This window comes from Lysinibacillus sp. BS3 (genome assembly GCF_039614735.1).
Lineage (GTDB): Bacteria > Bacillota > Bacilli > Bacillales_A > Planococcaceae > Lysinibacillus > Lysinibacillus capsici.
Window position 1 is genome coordinate 3116003 of record NZ_CP154860.1, and the last position, 20471, is coordinate 3136473.

Here is a 20471-nt window from a genome sequence, read left to right on the forward strand (position 1 = left end):
ACAGTAATTAGTAGTTTGAAAATGGGTATAAATTATATATGAAGTAATAAAAAAAGTAGATTTTATCGCTATAATGCTACTAATAATAGGGATAATTAATGGTGCATGTTGAATATTAAGTCAATTTTCATAAATTTTGAAACTTTAATAGTAGTCATAACGTAGATGTAGTAAAGGAAAAGAACAGGGGTGGAGAAAATGTATAGGCCAATTTTAAAGTTACCTAAAACAAGATCAGAAAAGATATGGGACTATATTGGTGGTAGTATATTTATTTTATCCATCTTTTATATTATATTGGCATGGGGCAAGTTGCCTGATGAAATACCTGGTCATTTTAATGGATTAGGTGAGGTGGATCGATGGGGATCAAAAATAGAATTATTCATTCTTCCGTTCATCGGTTTATTTTTATGGATTGTTATGTGGCTGCTAGAAAAAGCACCTCATATGCATAATTATCCGTCACGTTTGGATGAAAGTAATGTAAAAGCATTTTATTTGAATAGCAGAAAAATACTAAATCAAGTAAAAAATATCTGTCTCATTTTATTTGCTTTTATATCGATTCAGATGGTTCGTATTGGTCTTGGTGAGGTAAATTCATTAGGATGGTGGTTCCTACCCATTGTATTGATAGGAGTATTTATCCCAATTATTAAAGGGTTTATAACAAGCTCCAAAATAAAATAGTGAGACTCAAACGCTTAGGTTACCCTTAAGCGTTTTATTTTTGTGAAAAAATTTTTATAGTGTGTCACAAATGGCTGTTGATTTCAGTTATATAGGCGAAGAAGGGAAGATATAAAAGATTTCTCCAAGTAACTCGATGACATTCAATAATATTTTTAAGATTTTTTATCTAGTGTCACAAACTTCTAATAATTTCAGTTATATAGATTGGAGAGGGGGGACAACATTGACTACACGAGAACCATCAAAAGAGCGAGCTGATATAGATATTCAATCAATCGTGGAGCAAGTTCAATCAGGGGATACGCATGACTATGCAGAAATCATTCGTTGTTTTCAAAAGCAAATTTATATTTATTGTTACTATATGCTAGGAACCAAAGAGGAGGCGGAGGATGCTTCGCAAGATATTTTTATTAAAGGACTAGAGAATATTCATAAATTTTCTTATACGGTTTCCTTATCGGCGTGGCTTTATAAAATCGCTCACCACCATTGTATTGATGTCATAAAAGCAAAAAATAGGGGCTATAAATTTTGGCTAAGTGTGAAGCGAGAACAGGTGAAACAGACGCAAGCACCGATACCTGAATATGATGAGATGGTGCATAGGCTATTGGAAAACTTACATGTAGATGAAAAAAGGATTTTACTGCTTCGTTCTATTGAAGAATATAGCTTTGAAGAAATTTCTGAAATTATGGATATGAAACCAGCTACAATAAGAAAAAAATATGAACGATTACGCAAAAAATTAATAAAGGAAAATAAGTTAGGAGGTGGATTTTATGAGCATTCATTCAAAGCAGAAGGATAAAGAAATGGCACGAATAGAGCTGCTAATTCGAGAAACACCTGTAGAAATTGATTTGGTTGATCGTGTAATTAGTAAATATGAACGTAACGAGCAGCCACAAGTAGTAAAGCACCAGAAGAAATGGCACTATAAAGTTGCTTTTGCAACAGCCATGCTAGTTAGCTTACTATTTATTACATCATTTATTTCACCAACAATGGCTGCAACGCTTAAACAAGTGCCTGTACTATCCTCAATTTTCCGTCTCGCTGGTGATTTGGGGTTGCAGATGGCTGATGAAAAAGGACTTTCTACAAAACCACAGGTAAGTGTGACACAGGAGGGGTTTACATTAAGTGTATCGGAAGTAGCGTATGACGGTACACGTGTTTCAATTGCTATTGAACGCCCCTATAAAGAAGATCAGAAAGAAGCTTTAATGGATTGTATCAGTAATTATAATTTGTTTATAAATGATGAGCCTATTAATTCTTTTGCTCCGAGTGAGTCCAATTCTATTAGTGGTTTTATGTACCCTGGTAAAGATAATGCTTCTGTCATTATTGAATTTTCAGATCTGAGAAATCAGGGAGGGAAGCCTTTCCCAGAGCAATTTGATTTAACCATTCAAGCTTTTGTCAAAGGTATAGAAAACCCCATTGAAATTGATATTCCTGTGAAAAATAAAGTGAAAGACTATGTAGCTTTAGCACCAAATATAAGTCGACAATATGACAATATTCATTTGACTCTTGAAAAGGTCAAGCTAACACCAGTTACAACAAGTATCACAACACGGATGGTTTTAACTGATAATTCAACGTTCACTGATAATTTAACACTACTAACAATGGGGATAGTTATTATTGATGAGCATGGTCGTGAAATTGAATTAATTGGAGGAAACGGTTGGAACGCTACCAATGGAAACATTCATCTTGATGATCTTCGGTACACTCCTTTTGAATCTGTTCCAAAAACAATAACCTTAAAACCCTATATCCATCTTTTCAAGGAAAACGAAAAAGGTATGTTTCAATTGGATAAAAACGGTTATCCGAAAATTCAATATATACCTGAACTAGAGATCACTATACCAGTTCAACCATAAAAATAATTGAGAAAGTGTAGTAAAAGCTCACTTTCTCAATTTTTATTTTTCTATATTTATATAAAGTAGATGGATATTCAGTTATACTAGCAAAACAAGGCTTTTGAATAATCTATAGTATATGGAGTATATATAAAGAATAAGTTTTCAATCCTAAGAAATAAAGGGGAATAGAAGATGGCAGTAACGTTAGTAAGGCATGATGTGAAGTATGCTGAGGCTATGCATGCGTTGTCTTCTATGCCACAGGTTCGAGATGCCCTAGGCTTACCTGCTGGCAAGGTAGAAGACACAATTCATTTTATTAAGCGTGAACGTATAGATGAAGAAGAAGGTAAGACCGTCCCTCGTGTGATTTTAGATGAGGAGGGGCAAGTCATTGGTGTGACATCATTAATGTTTATCGATCGTCATAAAAAGAGCTGTCATATCGGCTCTTGGCTTGGCTATCAATTTTGGGGGAAGGGCTATAATCTTGAAGCAAAAACGGCTATTTTAGATATTGCGTTTTTTGAGCTGGGATTATCACGTGTTTTTGCAGGAGCCCGAAAGGTTAATATCCGTTCACAAAAAGCACAAGAAAAGCTACCTTTTGTTCGATTAGGGGTGGAAAAAGATTATCCTGAGGAGCATTCGTGGTTAGAAGTGAAGGAAAAGCAACCATGTGTGTTAAATGTTTTTGAACGAGAAGATTATGTCCGTTATCGAACATCCCTAGAAAAGGTAGAAGGAAACCGAGAAGCCTTTTTACCTCAGCTTTTATTAGCTGATGAGAGTGAAGTGGCAGTTCGGAAATATTTAGATAAGGGTACATTATATAAAATTAATTGTGGAGAACTGTTGGTGGGAGTGGCATTAGTCATTCCTCAAACTAATACTACAATTGAATTGAAGAATATTGCTATTGTACCAAAGTATCAAGGGAAGGGAATAGGCAAAGAGATATTGCGACAGCTCACTGAAGAATGTCAAAAGGATGGTTATCAAACGGTATTAGTTGGAACGGCGAACTCAAGTATTGATAATATCGCTTTTTATCAAAAAGCAGGCTTTCGCATGGAGGCTATTGAAAAGGACTTCTTCAGTCATTACCCAGAACCAATTTATGAAAATGGTATTCGTGCATTGGATATGATTTTCTTTTCAAAGCAATTATAAGCAAACTTCTAAAAAAAATACCCGTTCAACAAATGTTGAGCGGGTATTTTTATTTACCGAGCAGTAGAGCCATTAATTTTTCCTTAGAATGAAGGAAATCGTCCAAGGTGTATTGATCTAATACTTTCAAATAGGCTTGCAAAGCTTCATACAGTACACCCTTTAATTGACATTCTGGAGCTATTTTACATAGGTTATTTTCTTTGTCGAAACATTCTACAAGATGAAAATCCTCTTCTGTATGACGAACAATTTCACCGATGGTAATGGTTTTTGGATCGATAGCAAGGCGAATTCCACCGCCACGTCCACGGATTGTTTCAATGTAACCTAATAACCCGAGCTGGTGTGTCACCTTCATTAAATGGTTTTTCGATATATTATAAGCATCTGAGATCTCTTGAATAGTCGATAATTGACCATCTTCCTTTGCGCCTAAATAAATAAGTGTGCGCAAAGAGTAGTCTGTGTATAAAGTTAAGCGCATCTAAACACCCTACTTTCTATAATTCAAAATAATTATAGCATTTTTACATTGAAGTATAATATCTACAACCTATTTTTAAAGATGTATTTAAAATACATTAATTATGTCTATTTTGTTAAAGATGTATTTTATATATTGCTTTAAGAGAATGAAAGCGTTATATTGTAATCACGAAAGGATGGTAAGCGATATGTTAAAACAAGAAACAATTCAAATTATTAAAGCGACAGTACCTGTATTAGAAGTTCATGGTGTTGAAATCACAAAGACGTTTTACAAAAATATGTTTCAAGCTCATCCAGAATTACTAAATATTTTTAATCACACGAACCAAGAACAAGGCCGTCAGCAAACAGCATTAGCAAATACTGTTTACGCTGCAGCAGTTCATATTGAAAACTTAGAAGCAATTTTACCAGCCGTAATGCTTATTGCACATAAACACCGTAGTTTAGGAATTTTACCTGAACATTACCCAATTGTGGGTGAAAACTTATTAAAAGCGATTAAAGAAGTACTTGGTGATGCAGCAACTGATGACATTATTGGTGCATGGGCCGAGGCTTATGGCGTTATCGCAGATATTTTCATTCAAGTAGAAGAAGAGTTATACCAAAAAACTGAGAACAATGGTGGTTGGCGTCTATTTAAACCATTGAAAGTGGCAAAAAAAGTTGTAGAAAGTGACTTAGTAACTTCTATTTATTTTGTAAATGAAGATGGATCACCACTACCAACTTATGAACCAGGTCAATACATCTCTATTCGAGTGAAAGTGCCAGGAGAAGAGTATTTAATGAACCGTCAATATACACTTTCACAAGCGAGTGCAGAAGATGGCTATCGTATTTCGGTGAAACGTGAAAGTGATCATACGCCAAATGGTAAAGTGTCAAATTATATTCATGATCAATTACAAGTTGGAGATTTGGTAGATGTAAGTGCTCCAGCCGGATTATTTGTGTTAGAAGAAACGGCTGCACCAATTACATTTGTAAGTGGAGGTATCGGTGTAACACCTTTAAACAGTATGCTGCAATCTCTAAATGATAATGCAGTGAATGAAGTGAACTTTATCCAATGTGCTCGTAATGAGAAGGTTGTAGCGTTCAGTGATGACATTCAAAAGAAAGTAAACGTCTTACCGAATGCATCCTATACAGCTTTATACTCTGATGAAGACAAGCTTATTACAAAAGAATTGCTGGCTGAAAAAGTTGCTGATAATGCAGATGTATATGTATGTGGCCCTGTAGGCTTTATGGAAGCGGTTATTAAAAATTTACAGGAAATTGGCGTGAAAGATGAAAAAATTCACTATGAATTCTTTGGGCCAGCCATGCAATTAGCTAAATAAAAATAAACTCCCTGCTATGAGTAATAACTCGTAGCAGGGTTTTTTGTTGAAATAATAAGGAAGCAGATAGATGAGGTTAAAGCGATAGGGAGAACATTGTAACTCGCAATTGCAGCATTTTAAAAAAGATAGAAGCTTTATGTTGACAACATACCTATAGGGGTATAATATAAATCTCGTAAGGAAGTTCAATCTATCGTTTGAAAGGGGGCATAACAGAATGGCGTATGGCTCAAACACTGCAAATCGTGTGAAACGTATGGAAGGTCAAATGCGGGGTATTTTACGCATGATGGAAGAAGGTCAAAGTTGTAAAGATGTGATTACACAGCTATCTGCCGTGCGTTCTGCTGTTGACCGGACGATTGGTGTCATTGTAAGTGAAAATTTATTAGATTGTGTATCGACTGCTGAAGGCAATGCTGAAAAAATGAATGCTGCTATCCAAGAGGCGATGGACTTGGTCGTGAAAAGTCGATAACTTGATATACCCATAATCGTATAAAAAGGAGGACTGGTCATATGGAAATATGGATTATTATCGCGCTTGTGGCAGCCTTTTTCGTTTGGCGAATGAAGCCAGCGAAGGGCGTTCGATCAATTTCTACAGCCCAATTAAAAGATATGCTGAATGATAAGGATAAGATATTTATCGATGTACGCACGCCTGCTGAGTATAAAGGTCGGCATATCTCGCAATTTAAAAATGTTCCGCTTGGGTCGAGCTTTAAAAACCTTCCGAAGGATAAAGAGATCATAGTTATTTGTCAGAGTGGTATGCGAAGTAGTCAGGCTTGTAAGCAACTTAAAAAGCAAGGTTTTGAGCGTGTTTCTAATGTTCGTGGTGGAATGAGTGCATACTAGGAGGAGAAAAAAGTGAAAGAAATTACAGCAAAAGAAGTTCAACAAACGATGGAGCAAGGAGGGAAGCTGAATCTTATTGATGTGCGAGAGGTAGATGAAGTAGAGGCTGGCCACATCCCAGGCATTATTCATATCCCGCTAGGTTTATTAGAGTTTCGACTACCTGAATTAAATAAGAGGGAGTCGTATATTATGGTTTGTCGATCAGGTGGACGAAGTGCTCGGGCTACTCAACTATTAGAAAGTAATGGCTTTAATGTAACTAACATGATTGGTGGTATGTTAGCTTGGGAGGGAAAAGTACAGTAATAGGTTAAATCTATATTTTTTTAATTAAAATAATACCCTTATAGGTATATGGAGGTTGTGAAAAGTATGAAGGCGGATTTTCAGCTAGATGCCAAGGGTCTTTCTTGCCCGATGCCGATTGTGAAAACAAAAAAAGCGATGGCTGATTTAGTAGATGGTCAAATTTTAGAAGTAGCTGCGACTGACAAAGGATCTAAAGCTGATATTGCGGCATGGGCTGAAACTGTAGGTCATCAGTATATTGGTACTTTAGAAGATGATGGTGTACTGAAACACTATATTCGTAAATGTACAAACGACCAAATAGAAGAAATGACGTTTGATCAAACAATTGATTTAGAGCAAATCACAAGTCGTAAAGGATTAATTCTAGATGTACGTGAGGAAGCGGAATTCGCTTTTGGGCATATTGCGGGAGCAAAATCGATACCAATGGGCGAACTGGAGACACGACTTTCTGAGCTTGATAAAGAGCAGGAGATATATGTTATTTGTCGTACTGGAAAACGCAGTGACATGGCTGCGCAAAAGCTGGCTTCACGTGGTTTTACGAAAGTATTTAACGTCTTACCAGGTATGACATCCTGGTCAGGTGATTTAACAAAAAACATTTAAATTGGAGGAATTTTATTATGTCGAACAAAGTAGCAATCATTGCAAGTAACGGTGGTTTATTTGATGCGTATAAGGTATTTAATATCGCAACAGCTGCGGCAGCTTCTGAGAAAGAGGTAGCTATCTTCTTTACATTTGAAGGTTTGAATTTAATTCATAAGCAAGGTATGCATGCATTACCAATGCCAGCTGGAGCAGAACACTATGCTGAAGGGTTTACAAAAGCAAATGTGCCAGCTATTCCACAACTAGTGGAAATGGCACAAGAATTAGGTGTGAAATTTATTGCTTGTCAGATGACGATGGATGTTATGGGTTTAACTACTGAAGATTTCATTGAGGGTATTGAAGTGGGAGGAGCCGTAACGTTCCTAGAATTCGCGAAAGACGCAGCACCGTCACTTACATTCTAGTGACCTACCTATAAAAGCGGAGAGGGCACCCCTCTCTGCTATAAAAAACATAAAAACAATACCGATGGGGGTAAAAGAGATGTCAATTCAAAAATGGAGCGCGTCACAAGTAGCTAAAAAGGTTATTCACAATGAAGAGTTGTTTATTTTAGATGTTCGTAATGCGGATGCATTCGAAGATTGGAAAATCGATGGACATCGTTTTGAGTACTTAAATATACCGTATTTTGAACTGTTAGATGGTATTGATAATATTTTACCGAATATCCCAACTGATAAAGATGTATTAGTCGTTTGTGCTAAAGAAGGATCGTCTTTAATGGTTGCTGAAATGTTAGCTGAGGCAGGTATTGAGGTTGCCTATTTAGCTGGAGGTATGAAATCCTGGAGTGAATATTTAGAGCCAATTAAAGTAGGTGATTTAACAGGCGGTGGTGAGCTTTATCAGTTTGTTCGCTTAGGAAAGGGCTGTCTGTCTTATATGGTCCTTTCTGAAGGTGAAGCAGCTATTATTGATGCTGTACGTTTTACAGATGTGTTTATAAATTTTGCAGAACATAAAAATGTCCAAATTAAACATGTTTTTGATACACACTTACATGCTGATCACATTTCAGGTGGGCGCTATATTGCAGAGATGACAGGCGCAACCTATTATTTGCCACCTAAGGACGCTGAAGAAGTTGTGTTCCACTATACACCGTTAGTTGATGGAACGACTGTTCAAATCGGTGCATCAAAAATAGATGTAGGAGCTATCTATTCTCCTGGTCATACGATAGGCTCTACTTCATTTGTTGTTGACAGCAAATATTTATTAACAGGAGATATTTTATTTATCGATTCAATCGGACGTCCTGATTTAGCTGGCCTTGCTGATGACTGGGTTGGAGATTTACGAGACACGCTTTACAAGCGTTATCGAGAATTGTCTGATGAACTTATTGTCTTACCAGCACATTTTATGATTATTGATGAGCTGAATGAAGATGGGACGGTTGCTAGACGACTAGGGGATTTATTTGTACAAAACCATGGATTAAATATTCAAGATGAAGAAGAATTTAGACGTGTGGTAACAGATGAATTACCTCCACAACCAAATGCTTATCAGGAAATTCGTCAGGTGAATATGGGGAAAATCACACCTGCGTTAGATGAGCAAACAGAAATGGAAATTGGACCAAATCGCTGTGCAGTACGATAAAACATGCTAAAGTGCAATGAGTATGCATGTATGCTTATTATATGTAAATTTCGTGAATTGAAGGTGCTCATCCTTCATGAAGATATAAAACAAGAAGAACCGGCAAAATCGCTTACAACCTTTGCCGAGTTGAAGGAGAATATGATGAAATCAAGTTTACAACTAGATGCAAAAGGCCTTTCTTGTCCAATGCCTATTGTGAAGACAAAAAAAGCAATAGATACCCTAAAGTCTGGGGAAGTATTAGAAGTTCAGGTGACAGATAAAGGAGCTTTAGCGGATATTCCTGCTTGGGCAAAAGCAGGAGGTCATATCATTTTAGATCAATCTGAAGAGGCTGGCGTTATTACATTTTTCATTCAGAAAGCATAGGGCTGATTGAGGGTTGTCTATTACAGTAGAACAACCCTTCTTTCCTTTTGTTGAATACAGCCAGAAAGAAGGAAAACTAAATGGATATTGCATGGATCTTAACCATTTTACTTATTGGTTTTCTCGGTTCATTTGTATCAGGGATGTTAGGTATTGGCGGTGCCATCATTAATTTCCCGATGCTACTATATATACCGCCATTACTAGGATTTGCGGCCTTTTCTGCACATGAGGTGTCAGGGATAAGTGCGATTCAGGTACTTTTTGCTGCTCTTTCAGGTGTTTGGGTCTATCGTAAAGGCGGGTATTTAAATAAATCACTCATTATCTATATGGGGAGTGCCATATTAGCGGGAAGCTTTGTGGGTAGCTTCGGTTCAAAATTTTTATCTGAGTCTGGTATTAACATGGTCTATGGAATCCTTGCATTGATTGCATCTGTGATGATGTTCATACCGAAAAAGCAAGTTGATGATAAACCGATGCAGGCTGTTACATTTAATAAACCATTGGCGGTCCTATTAGCTTTCGTTGTTGGTATCGGTTCCGGAATTGTAGGAGCAGCTGGTGGATTTTTATTAGTACCAATCATGCTTGTGGTCTTAGGAATCCCTACTCGTATGACCATTGCGTCAAGCCTTGCTATTACGTTTATCTCCTCAGTAGGAGGAACTATTGGTAAATTAATGACTGGGCAAGTGGAATATTATCCAGCGCTCATCTTGATTGTAGCTAGTCTAATAGCTGCTCCTCTGGGTGCGAGAATAGGGGGCAAGTTAAATACTAAATTCCTACAAATTATTTTAGCGGTTCTTATATTAGCAACAGCTATTAAAATTTGGATGGATATATTATAAGGGGGTATGGTAATGAAAATTGAAGTTTTCTCTGATTTTACATGTCCATTTTGTTATATTGGCAAACGAGAACTGGAACGGGCGATTGACATCGCAGGCTATACAGGATTAGTGGAAATAGAATATAAAGCATTTCAAATAGGCCCAGATATCCCGGAAGTGAATGCACCCTCTTTTTATGAGGCGCTGGCTAAAAAGTATGATGTCACGCTAGATGAAGTGAAAGATATGGTCGAGGGTATAGCTACGAGAGCAACGGAAGTTGGTTTGCATTATGATTTTGCTAAGATGAAAACAGCACATACAGAAAAGGCTCATCGTTTAGCTAAATGGACGCAGCAATTTGGTAAAGCGACAGCTTATACGGAAGCACTAATGGCTGGTTATTTTAAAGATGGTGAAGATTTGAACAAAGATGAGTTTTTATTAAAAGTTATTGCGCAATTAGATTTGGATAGAGAAGTTGCAGCGGGAATATTAGCTTCAACTGATTTTAGTGAAGAGCTAGACAAGGATCGCTATGAAGCACAGCAACTTGGCGTACAAAGTGTACCGTTCTTTGTATTTGAAAATCGTTATGGTATTAAAGGGGCTGAGCCGAATGAAGTGTTTGTGCGAACTTTGCATCAAGCTGCGGAAATAGCTGGGATTCAGCCAACGATAATGATAAATGGTAATGGAGAATCGGCATGTGCTGATGGACAGTGTAAACTATAAAAGACTTTAAAGGTGTCGAGTGCGTAAGTGTACTTGACGCTTTTTTTTCGAATAAATGAATACTGCAAGAGGTATTAAGTCTTGTTTTCTGTGTTATACAACAAAATAAAATGTATAATTTATCCTTTTTTATCATCTGAATGGTTCTATTTTATGGTAGTGTGAGAAAAATCACATCCAATAAATTGTTATGTTGCTAAAATATAAGTGAGAATACAAAGGGGGGTATTATAGATGAAACCTATAGTAGCAGGAGTAGCAGGAACAGTACTGTTAGCAGGCGCCATTTTTGTTGGGACGTTTGTCAGTGACAAAATTACAGTTGATTCGAATGTGAGTGAGAAAGAAGCGACAGTGCAAACACAAATACCAACAACAGCAGCTGCTCAGTCAGTGGTCTATGCTCCGCCAAGTATTGAAGAAGTACCAGATGGTCCAATGAAAGAAGCAATATTAACGGGCTATGAACTTGTTAATAACACACATGTTGCGGCAGATGAATATGTGGGCAACCAATTATCTTGCACAAGCTGTCATGCCGGTGCTGGCTATGACGAGCAAGCCTCATCATTAGTAGGTGTAATGGCAAATTATCCACAGTATATTGGACGCTCAGGTGGTGTAGTTACAATAGAAGAACGGATTAATGGCTGTATGGTTCGGAGTATGAATGGTAAAAAATTCGAAATGAATAGTGATGAACTAGAGGCTATGGTGGCGTATTTCGCTTATATTTCTGAAGGTGTTCCAATTGGAGCAAAACGTGAATGGGCGGGCACAAGTGATATGAAGAATGTGCCGATTCCAAATGTTGCAGATGGTGAGGAGCTTTATGCACAGTCCTGTATAGCCTGTCATGCAGCTGATGGCGCAGGAACTGGTGCTAATACTGGCCCAGCTTTATGGGGAGATAATTCATTTAATGATGGCGCAGGTATGGCACGTATGTCAAAAATGGCTGGCTATATTCAAAATAATATGCCGATAGGTGCAGCGGGAACATTAACAGATCAAGAAGCTGCAGATTTAGCTGCCTTTATTTTATCGCAAGATCGTCCAGAGTGGGCGAACCATGAAAAAGATTGGCCAAAAGGCGGGCGTCCAAATGACATCATGACTAAGGAAAAACGTGAACAAGTTAAAAATGGTACGATTGACTGGGAAAAAGTTTTGTCTACAAATTAACGAAGAAAAGGGATGCTGATAATTGGCATCCCTTTAACTTATTTAAAATTATAAGCAGTTACTATTTTATCTCTGTTCGTTGTGATATCTGTAAAATATTCGTATAAGCAAATCCCTAGGAATGACCCACTTACATTAAAGACGTTAGAAAAACCGCTATTTTGAAGGGCCATAACAGCATTATAGCTACGTTGACCAGATCGGCAATGCACATACACTGCTTGATCCTTCGGAATTTCATCCATTCTTTCCCGAAGTTCACTTAGAGGAATATTGTGTGCATTGATAAGGTGACCGGATTCAAATTCATTTTTTTCACGAACGTCTAAGAAAAAGGCTTGATTTTCAATGAGTTCCCTTACTTCATCAACTTTTACCTGCTTAAAGTGTCCGTGTAATAGATTTTGAGCTACAAGAGCTGCCAAATTAACAATATCACGGGCAGTGCTAAACATTGGAGAATAGGATAACTCTAGCTCCTTTAAATCTTCTAATGTACCGCCCATTGTGATGAGGGTAGCTATAACATCAATCCTCTTATCTGCATTACCTTTACCTATTGCTTGAGCCCCTAGTATTTTACCCGTCGGTGTTTCATAAACGAGCTTAAAGTGAAGTGGATTACTATTTGGCATTAGTCCTACTTTGTCTGGAGCTATCAAATAAACACTTTTTGCTTGAAAGCCATTTGCTAGGGCTGTTTTTTCGTTCAAACCTGTTGTCGCGCATACGAGATCGAAAATTTGTACGCTTGAAGATCCAATGACTCCTTTGTTGTGATGAGGGATGTTATACATATGATTAGCTGCTGCACGTGCTTGTCGTTGAGCGGGACCGGCTAAAGCAAGGCGCGTCTGTTTATGGGTAAGCTGATGGAATACTTCAATCGCATCTCCCACAGCATATATGGAAGGATCAGACGTCACGTAATTTGCATCAACTTGAATACCTCCGAGTTCACCAATTGTTAGCCCGGCCTCTTTGGCTAAGCGGATTTCAGGTCGAACGCCAATTGCTAATACTACTGCTTGGGCTTTCAATTGTTTGCCTGAGTTCAACGTCACATTATTTGGTGTAACCTTTGCAAGACCGTCATTGACAATAATTTGAACCCCTTTATCAGTCATTTCCTTGTGTAAGATCTGAGCCATATCATAATCAAAAGGGGCCATAATTTGTTGGCCGAATTCAACTAGAGATACATTATAGCCTGCTAGCTTCAAATTTTCTGCTACCTCTACACCAATGAAGCCTCCGCCGACCACAGCAATATCCTGTACATTATCTGTTTGTAGATACCAATTTAAACGGTCAATATCAGCCACGTTTCTAATGGTAAAGACGTGCTTAGAATGAATGCCCTCTAAGTCAGGGACGATAGGACTTGCTCCTGGGGATAAAATTAACGTATCGTAACTTTCCTCATAATCTCTATTCGTTTTTAAATCCTTAATGGTGATGGTTTTTTGCTCTCTGTTAATACGTACAACTTCTTGCTGAACACGAGCCTCTATATTGTATTTTGTTTGGAAGCCTTGAGGCGTCATTAAAATTAATTTGTCGCTATTTTCAACAATCCCGCTTAAATGGAAGGGGAGAGAACAATTAGAGAATGAAACATTCGGCCCCTTTTCAAATATAATAATTTCTGCTTTTTCATCTAGACGACGAAGACGAGCCGCTGTGGATGCACCACCTGCAACGCCGCCGACTATTAAAAATTTTTTACTCAATGTAAACACTCCTTTTCATAGTAAATACATAATGGGGTATTTAGAGTCTCTTAAATAAAGGTTTTATTTCTAAAAGTAGGAGAATTATGTAGTTTGAATACTACAAATAAATAATATACCCTAAAGGGTATTATATCAAGGTGCCAAATTAATAAATTTTCTGTGGTGTTCCTCGTTCAAGAAAGTTGATGCACAAATTTGCTATACTAAGGGTAGTAGGAAATGGAAATGGCACAGGGGGTGACACTATTGATCTTTTTGAAATTTTTAACCCAAATCCTCATAGTATCGGGTTTGATTTATATTGTGAGTGGACGATTAATTGGCTCGAATATTAATTTTGTGCGAAGAGTGCTGTCAGTCGTTATTAGTGTGACATTAACCTCTTTTGTGTACTGGTATTCTTATCTACGCCATACAGATTTTTTATCAGAAACGATGATGCAAACAGTAACTGAGGTAAGCACACTGATTTGGATCGGTAGTATGCTACTAATTTCGATGTTGCTTTATTTGGTATTTGAGCTTTTTGACCCTAGTGGCATTACGAATGGAGATCGCCGTCACGGCCAAAAATCTTTACTATTGCGATTGCGTAGCTATTGGCGACAGCAGAAACGCCTGCGTCAGGTATTAAAAATTGCTGTTACAAACGGTGTCGTACAAACGATTAAATATGCGAGGCAACGAGAAAATGAAAAAGAACTTGCAATTGCTTTGCGCGCAACGTTAGAACAATGTGGTGGGATTTTCATCAAATTTGGCCAGGTACTTTCCACACGAAAAGAGCTTTTTTCACCTATTTTTATTGATGAATTAGAAAGGCTTCAACACCGAGTAAGGCCTTTATCAGAGGAGCAAGTGAAACAAATTTTAGAGAGATCTCTTCCGCAATCAATGGACGAAATATTTAGCCAATTTCAAATGGAACCCATTGCAGCAGCCTCTATTGGCCAAGTGCATAAAGCAAGGCTTAAAAATTATGAAGAGGTGGTAGTCAAGCTATTGCGTCCAGAAGTAAAGGGAATTATGCGCGATGACCTTGAAATTTTAGAGGAATTTGCTAATTGGCTATCCACAAAATCAACCTGGGCAGAATCATTAGGCTTTCGAGAGTTGGCTGGGGGATTTGCAGAGGGGCTACGTGAGGAGATTCATTTAGATATTGAAGTACGTAATACGCTACAGGTGAAGAATGCACTGGCGAAAAGCGATTACAAGGTTCGAATTCCTAAAATATTTACGCCTTACAGTAATGAAAATGTTATTGTGATGGAGTATATTCGTGGACAAAGTGTGGCAGAGGGGGCATCTGAATTTAATCGTTTGTCGATTGATCGTAGGCAATTTGCAAGAACCGTACTCTACTCATTTTTTGAGCAGATGCTATTCTCTGGTATTTTTCATGCAGACCCACATCCAGGAAATATCCATATCGATGAAACAGATGGAACACCAGTCTTGCTTGACTTTGGCGCAGTAGGACGTTTAGGTGCAACACAGCAAGAAGGCTTAAAGTTATTTTTGATGGGCATTCAACTAAATGATTCAAGCGTTTTATATGATGGTTTAACATTATTAGTGGAAAATGCTGATCATGCAGAACGTGCGAGAATGGAGCAGGCAATCGACCAAATTTTACTGAAAATTTCCTATGTTGACCGTATACCTACTGAAGAATTAATTCACGCGCTATTTACAGTGGTAAGAGATTTTGGACTTGCATTTTATCCAGCAGTGGGATTAGCTCTCCGTTCCTTAGTGACGTTAGATGGCACATTACGGGTAATAGACCCACGTTTTGATATCTTTACTGAGGCAAAGGATTTTTCTGCTACATATATGCGTGCCTCTTTCCTTAAGCCTTTTAAAGAACCGATGGCAACTAAGGAGCGGCTGCAAGAAGAATTATCTATGCTAATACCGACTTTGCGTAAAATGCCTAGAAGAGTCGATCAGCTCATTCAGCGAGTTGAGAGCGGAAAAATCATTTTACATCATGATGTCTTTTCGGATGAACATAATTCACGTTTTATTACACATTTGTTTTCTCAATTTGTTTTGCTGCTGGTGGGTATAACTTTTGGTATTATATCTGTCGCTCTTTTAGCTATTTCACAATTTATCCACGATTCTTATGCGGTCTATTTGAACACAGCGGCATATTTAGGTTTATTTTTATGTGCTATTTTGTTAGTGAGATTATCTATACAAGCATTAAGGTCGATGAAGCAATAGGTAGGGAATTTTTTCCCTACCTTTTTCTTTGGCACCCTCAAATATTACAAAAACATTACAAAAGATCTGTTAGGTCTAATGTCGAATTAGCTAATAGTTTCTCTGTGTAGAAGAAAAATGTATTATGTAGAATAATGTAGTTTGAGTGCGAATGTTACAGAAATATTTCGAGTTTTACTAATGTATTAAATAGACATGAAATAGTATAAAAGTTATGTAGAAAATGCTAAACTTTAAAAGGCTAAAATAAATATAAGAACATTTAATTAAAATAGAAATCGTTCAAGTGATTACATAGAATATCGAGAGCGAAATTGATAGATGAAGGGAAATGAAGGTAACGTGGCTAAGCGTAACAAATGGCGTAAGTCGATGGTGCTAGCATTAGCACTAGCTGGCGGCTTATTATTTAATACAATTCAACCAACAGAAGTACATGCCGAAGAAACTTCTCAACAAATGATTGAGAAAAAGGCTGAAATAGATGCACAAATTAAAAAATTACAAGAAGAACTAACGAAACTACAACAAGAGATCGACGCAAAAGTAAAGGTATTTAAACAAGTACAAGCAGATATTAAAGAAGTGGATGCTAGTATTGTTGAAACACAAAAACGCATCGAACAACGTTCAAAAATTTTAAGTGAACGTATGGCTGCATACCAAGCGCAAGACAACACGGTAGGTGTTTATTTAAACGTAGTGCTTGAGGCAAAAAGCTTTGCAGATTTAATGGATCGTGTCGTAGCGGTGAAAACATTAATGGATGCTGACCAAGAATTAGTGGATCAACAGGAAGCAGATAAAGCAAGCTTAGAGCAACAAAAAGCTACATTAGATGAAAAACAAAAGGAACTTCAAAAACAATTCCAAGAGCTTCAGCAAAAAGAAAGCGAAATGGAAGTGAAGAAAGCTGAGAACGAAGCAAAATCACTTGCATTAAAAGCTGAAATTGCAACGAAACAAGAAGAAGAACGTTTAGAAGCGGAGCGTAAAGCAGCTGAAGAAGAGGCAGCTCGTTTACGTGCACTTCAAGCTGCTACACCAGTTGTACAAGCAACTCAAAATAATGGTGGAGGCGAACCACAAAAAATTATTGTTGGTTCAGGAGCTGGCACTGTTTCTTCAGGAGATGCCATTTCAACAGCTAAACAATTCCTAGGACGTCCTTATGTTTGGGGTGGTAGCAACCCATCAACAGGTTTTGACTGTTCAGGTCTTGTACAATGGTCATATAAGCAAGCGGGTGTTTCTTTACCTCGTACAGCATCACAACAATATTTAGCAACACAACGCATTTCAGCAGGTGAAGCACGCGTTGGGGACTTAGTGTTCTTCAGCTATGGTTCAGGAGTAGCACACGTAGGTATTTATTTAGGTAATAACACAATGATCGACGCTCAAAACAATGGTGTCGTAATTGAATCACTTGATTGGTGGAATCAATACTTAGTAGGCTTTGGACGTATTCAATAGGCCTCACTAATATATAGACGGTTGAGATAAGAAAAAGGTCATCTTTGTAGAGAAAAATATACAAAGATGACCTTTTTTGTTTTTGGAATGCTATTCTTTCAAAGAAACAAGACGACTACTTCTATTCTTGAAAAGAGACTTTCCTGCATACTAAATTGATATTAAATTTTAAAATTTACTTTGATGACACCTGTCTCTTTCAAGGCAATAAAGAAAATAATAACGAATGGGCCGACAAGTAAACCGATAATACCAAATAACTGTAGACCTATGAACATGGAAATTAATGTTGGTAAAGTGGATAAACCGATATGGTCTCCCATTAATTTAGGCTCGACTACTCGACGAATAATAAGTAAAATAGCAGCTAAGATGAATAATTTTACAGCTATAGAGGTGTTTCCCATCAACAGGTGGTAAAGTCCCCATGGCGCTAGAATAATGATAGAGCCTAGGAATGGTACAATATCTATTAACCAGATAATAATCGTCATTGTTACTGCATATTTCGGTTGGATTAATAGCAGTCCAATGAGTGTGACGCCTCCAATAATAAAGCTTACAAATAAGTGAGCCTTCATATAGCCAAATGTTGCATCTTTTAAGCGATTTAAAATAATTTTTATCTTCTTTGCTGTATTGGGCTTTAAATATTTATAAGTGATTTGCTTTAACTTAGGCAAATCAAGCATAAATAGGAATAGCGCAATCATATAAACGAGAAGACTGATAAATAGGCTGGGTATCTCTGAAAAGAAGGCAGAAACTTTGCTATAATTAAAGAAGCTTAAAAAGGATTCTTCGACTTTCTTTATGAAATCCATAGTGGTTTTTTGAAGCGAAGCACTTACTTCAGGTGGAAAGTCTTCTGTGTATTTAGAAATATTTTCTTGCATATGAAGCCACATATCTGATAGCTTGGAAATATAATAGGGAGCTTGCTTAGATAGTAAAATTATTTGTGTCATTATTTGTGTAATAGAAAGATAACAAATAATAGATATAACAATAACACTCACTATGTAAATAAAAGCAACTGCTATTTTCCGTGACATTTTCCATTTCCGTTTAAAGAACATGACAATTGGTTCTAAGAAAAATGCACTAATCCCAGCAAGTATTAAAGGCATGGACACTGGGATAACAAAATAGGCAGCTAGAAGTAGTGATATTATCACAATCAACCGAAAAATCAATTTCCTAGCATTAAATTTATTCATAAACTCACCTTCTTTGCGAAAAAAATTAAGTTAAGTGTACCATAAATCAAATTTTATTACGTTCTGAAACAATAAAGGTAGGGATGAATTATGGAAAAAGAGATTTTGCAACTTTTTAGTAATCTAACAGAGCATGATCGCGATATTCAATATGAATCTTACGAGGAATTAATAAAAATTATGCAAGAACCCGTAGATTGGACATATGCAGTTTGGGAACAGCTAATAAAAGCTCTTACATACAATAATGGTTATTCTCGTGCACGTGCTGCACAAATTTTATGCGCTTTAGCTGCAAAAAGTGATCCAGAAGAAAGGGTCTTGGAGGATTTTTTAAAGATTTGGGCTGTGACTTACGATGAACAATCTGCTACGGCAAGGCATGCATTACAAGCAATTTGGAAAATTGGACAGGCGGGTCCAGTACAAAGAGATTTGGTTGTATCGTATCTAGCTAAAAGATTTCAAACATGTATAGATGAAAAACAGCCATCTCTTATTCGTCAGGATATTATAATGTCATTTAAAAAGTTATATGATCAAACAAATGACTCGAAATTATTAGATATTGCCCATCGTTTAATTAATGAAGAACAAGATGCTAAATATAAAAAGAAGTATAAGTCAGCCATCCGTTCAAAGTAGCGAGGTGGTGTTTTTTTGTGCAAATTCTTTGATGAACGATAGAATAGTCAACTATAATGAATGAAAAAAGGGGATTATGCATGAGCATTTATAATTATCTAGTTCGGAAGCCTAATGGCGAAATTTTATCGATGGAAACATATCGTGGAAAAACAATGTTAATTGTTAACACGGCAAACCAATGCCGATTTACATATCAATTTGAAGACTTACAGAAAATGTATGATAGATATGGAAAAGAGAATTTTGTAGTTCTTGGATTCCCTTGTGATCAATTTGGCCATCAAAATCCTGAAGATGGGGAGGAAACTAAGCATCTATGCAAGGTAAACTATGGGGTCACATTCCCGATTTTTGAGCTTGTACAGGTAAATGGAGAGGCTACCCATCCACTCTTTAATTATTTAAAGCATGAAGTGGATTACCGAGAGTTTGGGAAGGCAAGTATGCAGGAGAAAATGTTGGCAGAAGCAATTGTTCAACTTGCCCCAAGCTTTTTAGATGGTCGTAATATTCGCTGGAACTTTACAAAATTTCTAGTAGATGCTAATGGTAAGACCGTCGCACGCTTTGAACCAACAGATTCACAGCTCGATATTGAAAAAGCAATTGAAACACTATTATAGTAAATTTCTTAATAATGTAAAAATTTGTTAGGGTTTTCTCTTCAAGTAGAAATAATGCTATATTTTAAAACTGTGTACAGCTATTTTTTCTGAAGCATATATGATAAACTGCTTTACAAATGAAATATTCTTGCAGAATAAAGGTGCTAATTAGCATAATCGGGAATCCGGTGAAAAACCGGAGCTGTTTCCGCAACTGTAAGTGCAGCCATTATAAAGATTTACCACTGTCTCAAAGAAGATGGGAAGGTCCTTTATAACACATTCGTTTCATGTGACGAACTGTACAAGCCAGGAGACCGACCTTTATTTGAACGTATAAAAACTTCTCGGAAGCTAGGAGGATATACGGCAAATACATAGGCTTTGTCCAGTTTGATGGCTCATTATGT

At 37.1% G+C, this 20471-nt stretch carries 22 protein-coding genes and 1 riboswitch; of the genes, 19 read left to right on the forward strand and 3 right to left on the reverse strand.

Annotation, left to right across the window (positions count from 1 at the left end; all coding sequences use genetic code 11):
• Positions 1 to 198: 198 nt before the first annotated feature.
• The 4 genes from AAJG31_RS15375 to AAJG31_RS15390 all read left to right on the forward strand — a co-directional run bounded on the left by AAJG31_RS15375 (position 199) and on the right by AAJG31_RS15390 (position 3758).
• The gene (locus tag AAJG31_RS15375) at positions 199 to 693 is read left to right on the forward strand and encodes a DUF1648 domain-containing protein (RefSeq protein ID WP_259419937.1); all 495 of its coding nucleotides are present in this window, start codon (positions 199 to 201) and stop codon (positions 691 to 693) included.
• Positions 694 to 919: 226 nt separating this feature from the next.
• The gene (locus tag AAJG31_RS15380) at positions 920 to 1510 is read left to right on the forward strand and encodes an RNA polymerase sigma factor (protein ID WP_048394121.1); all 591 of its coding nucleotides are present in this window, start codon (positions 920 to 922) and stop codon (positions 1508 to 1510) included.
• The gene (locus tag AAJG31_RS15385; protein ID WP_115673140.1) at positions 1482 to 2600 is read left to right on the forward strand and encodes a DUF4179 domain-containing protein; all 1119 of its coding nucleotides are present in this window, start codon (positions 1482 to 1484) and stop codon (positions 2598 to 2600) included. The genes AAJG31_RS15380 and AAJG31_RS15385 overlap by 29 nt, the downstream gene beginning before the upstream one ends.
• Before the next feature lie 177 nt (positions 2601 to 2777).
• The gene (locus tag AAJG31_RS15390) at positions 2778 to 3758 is read left to right on the forward strand and encodes a GNAT family N-acetyltransferase (protein ID WP_048394125.1); all 981 of its coding nucleotides are present in this window, start codon (positions 2778 to 2780) and stop codon (positions 3756 to 3758) included.
• Between the two features lie 49 nt (positions 3759 to 3807).
• Here the strand turns inward: AAJG31_RS15390 and AAJG31_RS15395 are convergent, their stop codons facing one another.
• Complete coding sequence (locus tag AAJG31_RS15395; protein WP_048394127.1) at positions 3808 to 4245, reverse strand: Rrf2 family transcriptional regulator; 438 nt, start codon at positions 4243 to 4245, stop codon at positions 3808 to 3810.
• Positions 4246 to 4435: 190 nt separating this feature from the next.
• Between AAJG31_RS15395 and hmpA the strand changes: the two genes are divergently transcribed.
• From hmpA to AAJG31_RS15450, 11 genes are all read left to right on the forward strand, one after another.
• Positions 4436 to 5602 (forward strand): NO-inducible flavohemoprotein, encoded by a 1167-nt coding sequence (hmpA, locus tag AAJG31_RS15400; protein ID WP_054549641.1) that lies wholly within the window; start codon positions 4436 to 4438, stop codon positions 5600 to 5602.
• Between the two features lie 220 nt (positions 5603 to 5822).
• Positions 5823 to 6083 (forward strand): metal-sensitive transcriptional regulator, encoded by a 261-nt coding sequence (locus tag AAJG31_RS15405; protein ID WP_048394130.1) that lies wholly within the window; start codon positions 5823 to 5825, stop codon positions 6081 to 6083.
• A 41-nt stretch (positions 6084 to 6124) separates the two neighbouring features.
• Positions 6125 to 6466, forward strand: coding sequence for a rhodanese-like domain-containing protein (locus AAJG31_RS15410; protein ID WP_279493324.1), 342 nt, complete (start codon positions 6125 to 6127; stop codon positions 6464 to 6466).
• Between the two features lie 12 nt (positions 6467 to 6478).
• A complete protein-coding gene (locus AAJG31_RS15415) occupies positions 6479 to 6775 on the forward strand; it encodes a rhodanese-like domain-containing protein (protein ID WP_048394133.1) in 297 nt (98 codons plus the stop codon).
• Positions 6776 to 6841: 66 nt separating this feature from the next.
• On the forward strand, positions 6842 to 7390 hold the full coding sequence (locus AAJG31_RS15420) for a sulfurtransferase TusA family protein (protein ID WP_115673142.1): 549 nt from the start codon (positions 6842 to 6844) through the stop codon (positions 7388 to 7390).
• A 17-nt stretch (positions 7391 to 7407) separates the two neighbouring features.
• Positions 7408 to 7803, forward strand: a complete 396-nt coding sequence (locus tag AAJG31_RS15425) for a DsrE/DsrF/DrsH-like family protein (RefSeq protein WP_048394137.1) — start codon at positions 7408 to 7410, stop codon at positions 7801 to 7803.
• A gap of 79 nt (positions 7804 to 7882) precedes the next feature.
• Entirely contained in the window at positions 7883 to 9010 is a 1128-nt protein-coding gene (locus AAJG31_RS15430; RefSeq protein WP_279493318.1) for an MBL fold metallo-hydrolase, read from the forward strand.
• A 141-nt stretch (positions 9011 to 9151) separates the two neighbouring features.
• Entirely contained in the window at positions 9152 to 9382 is a 231-nt protein-coding gene (locus tag AAJG31_RS15435; RefSeq protein ID WP_112118009.1) for a sulfurtransferase TusA family protein, read from the forward strand.
• An 80-nt stretch (positions 9383 to 9462) separates the two neighbouring features.
• Positions 9463 to 10239: a sulfite exporter TauE/SafE family protein gene (locus AAJG31_RS15440; protein ID WP_112116787.1), complete on the forward strand. Its 777-nt coding sequence runs from the start codon at positions 9463 to 9465 to the stop codon at positions 10237 to 10239.
• A 12-nt stretch (positions 10240 to 10251) separates the two neighbouring features.
• Positions 10252 to 10956, forward strand: coding sequence for a DsbA family oxidoreductase (locus tag AAJG31_RS15445; RefSeq protein ID WP_048394144.1), 705 nt, complete (start codon positions 10252 to 10254; stop codon positions 10954 to 10956).
• Positions 10957 to 11190: 234 nt separating this feature from the next.
• Entirely contained in the window at positions 11191 to 12141 is a 951-nt protein-coding gene (locus AAJG31_RS15450) for a c-type cytochrome (protein ID WP_004231872.1), read from the forward strand.
• A 38-nt stretch (positions 12142 to 12179) separates the two neighbouring features.
• Here the strand turns inward: AAJG31_RS15450 and AAJG31_RS15455 are convergent, their stop codons facing one another.
• Positions 12180 to 13874 carry an FAD-dependent oxidoreductase gene (locus AAJG31_RS15455; protein ID WP_259950535.1) on the reverse strand — a complete coding sequence of 565 codons (1695 nt, stop codon included), beginning with the start codon at positions 13872 to 13874 and terminating at the stop codon, positions 12180 to 12182.
• Positions 13875 to 14123: 249 nt separating this feature from the next.
• On the opposite strand from AAJG31_RS15455, the gene AAJG31_RS15460 reads away from it, so the two are divergent.
• Together AAJG31_RS15460 and AAJG31_RS15465 are read left to right on the forward strand one after the other, a co-directional pair.
• Positions 14124 to 16112: an AarF/UbiB family protein gene (locus AAJG31_RS15460; protein WP_279493316.1), complete on the forward strand. Its 1989-nt coding sequence runs from the start codon at positions 14124 to 14126 to the stop codon at positions 16110 to 16112.
• A gap of 321 nt (positions 16113 to 16433) precedes the next feature.
• Positions 16434 to 17588, forward strand: coding sequence for a C40 family peptidase (locus tag AAJG31_RS15465; protein ID WP_259950538.1), 1155 nt, complete (start codon positions 16434 to 16436; stop codon positions 17586 to 17588).
• Between the two features lie 161 nt (positions 17589 to 17749).
• Here the strand turns inward: AAJG31_RS15465 and ytvI are convergent, their stop codons facing one another.
• Positions 17750 to 18808, reverse strand: coding sequence for a sporulation integral membrane protein YtvI (gene ytvI, locus AAJG31_RS15470; RefSeq protein ID WP_048394150.1), 1059 nt, complete (start codon positions 18806 to 18808; stop codon positions 17750 to 17752).
• Positions 18809 to 18898: 90 nt separating this feature from the next.
• Here ytvI and AAJG31_RS15475 point away from each other — a divergent pair, with 90 nt between their 5' ends.
• Both AAJG31_RS15475 and AAJG31_RS15480 read left to right on the forward strand, forming a co-directional pair.
• The gene (locus AAJG31_RS15475) at positions 18899 to 19453 is read left to right on the forward strand and encodes a hypothetical protein (protein WP_054549633.1); all 555 of its coding nucleotides are present in this window, start codon (positions 18899 to 18901) and stop codon (positions 19451 to 19453) included.
• A gap of 80 nt (positions 19454 to 19533) precedes the next feature.
• Positions 19534 to 20079, forward strand: a complete 546-nt coding sequence (locus AAJG31_RS15480) for a glutathione peroxidase (RefSeq protein WP_103118917.1) — start codon at positions 19534 to 19536, stop codon at positions 20077 to 20079.
• A 124-nt stretch (positions 20080 to 20203) separates the two neighbouring features.
• Positions 20204 to 20402, forward strand: a riboswitch (cobalamin riboswitch).
• Positions 20403 to 20471: the final 69 nt, after the last annotated feature.

Coding starts and splice junctions, on each gene's coding strand:
- AAJG31_RS15375 (WP_259419937.1), top strand. CDS start 199: ATGTATAGGCCAATTTTAAAGTTACCTAAAACAAGATCAGAAAAGATA.
- AAJG31_RS15385 (WP_115673140.1), top strand. CDS start 1,482: ATGAGCATTCATTCAAAGCAGAAGGATAAAGAAATGGCACGAATAGAG.
- AAJG31_RS15390 (WP_048394125.1), top strand. CDS start 2,778: ATGGCAGTAACGTTAGTAAGGCATGATGTGAAGTATGCTGAGGCTATG.
- AAJG31_RS15395 (WP_048394127.1), bottom strand. CDS start 4,245: ATGCGCTTAACTTTATACACAGACTACTCTTTGCGCACACTTATTTAT.
- hmpA (WP_054549641.1), top strand. CDS start 4,436: ATGTTAAAACAAGAAACAATTCAAATTATTAAAGCGACAGTACCTGTA.
- AAJG31_RS15405 (WP_048394130.1), top strand. CDS start 5,823: ATGGCGTATGGCTCAAACACTGCAAATCGTGTGAAACGTATGGAAGGT.
- AAJG31_RS15410 (WP_279493324.1), top strand. CDS start 6,125: ATGGAAATATGGATTATTATCGCGCTTGTGGCAGCCTTTTTCGTTTGG.
- AAJG31_RS15420 (WP_115673142.1), top strand. CDS start 6,842: ATGAAGGCGGATTTTCAGCTAGATGCCAAGGGTCTTTCTTGCCCGATG.
- AAJG31_RS15425 (WP_048394137.1), top strand. CDS start 7,408: ATGTCGAACAAAGTAGCAATCATTGCAAGTAACGGTGGTTTATTTGAT.
- AAJG31_RS15430 (WP_279493318.1), top strand. CDS start 7,883: ATGTCAATTCAAAAATGGAGCGCGTCACAAGTAGCTAAAAAGGTTATT.
- AAJG31_RS15435 (WP_112118009.1), top strand. CDS start 9,152: ATGATGAAATCAAGTTTACAACTAGATGCAAAAGGCCTTTCTTGTCCA.
- AAJG31_RS15440 (WP_112116787.1), top strand. CDS start 9,463: ATGGATATTGCATGGATCTTAACCATTTTACTTATTGGTTTTCTCGGT.
- AAJG31_RS15445 (WP_048394144.1), top strand. CDS start 10,252: ATGAAAATTGAAGTTTTCTCTGATTTTACATGTCCATTTTGTTATATT.
- AAJG31_RS15450 (WP_004231872.1), top strand. CDS start 11,191: ATGAAACCTATAGTAGCAGGAGTAGCAGGAACAGTACTGTTAGCAGGC.
- AAJG31_RS15465 (WP_259950538.1), top strand. CDS start 16,434: ATGAAGGGAAATGAAGGTAACGTGGCTAAGCGTAACAAATGGCGTAAG.
- ytvI (WP_048394150.1), bottom strand. CDS start 18,808: ATGAATAAATTTAATGCTAGGAAATTGATTTTTCGGTTGATTGTGATA.
- AAJG31_RS15475 (WP_054549633.1), top strand. CDS start 18,899: ATGGAAAAAGAGATTTTGCAACTTTTTAGTAATCTAACAGAGCATGAT.
- AAJG31_RS15480 (WP_103118917.1), top strand. CDS start 19,534: ATGAGCATTTATAATTATCTAGTTCGGAAGCCTAATGGCGAAATTTTA.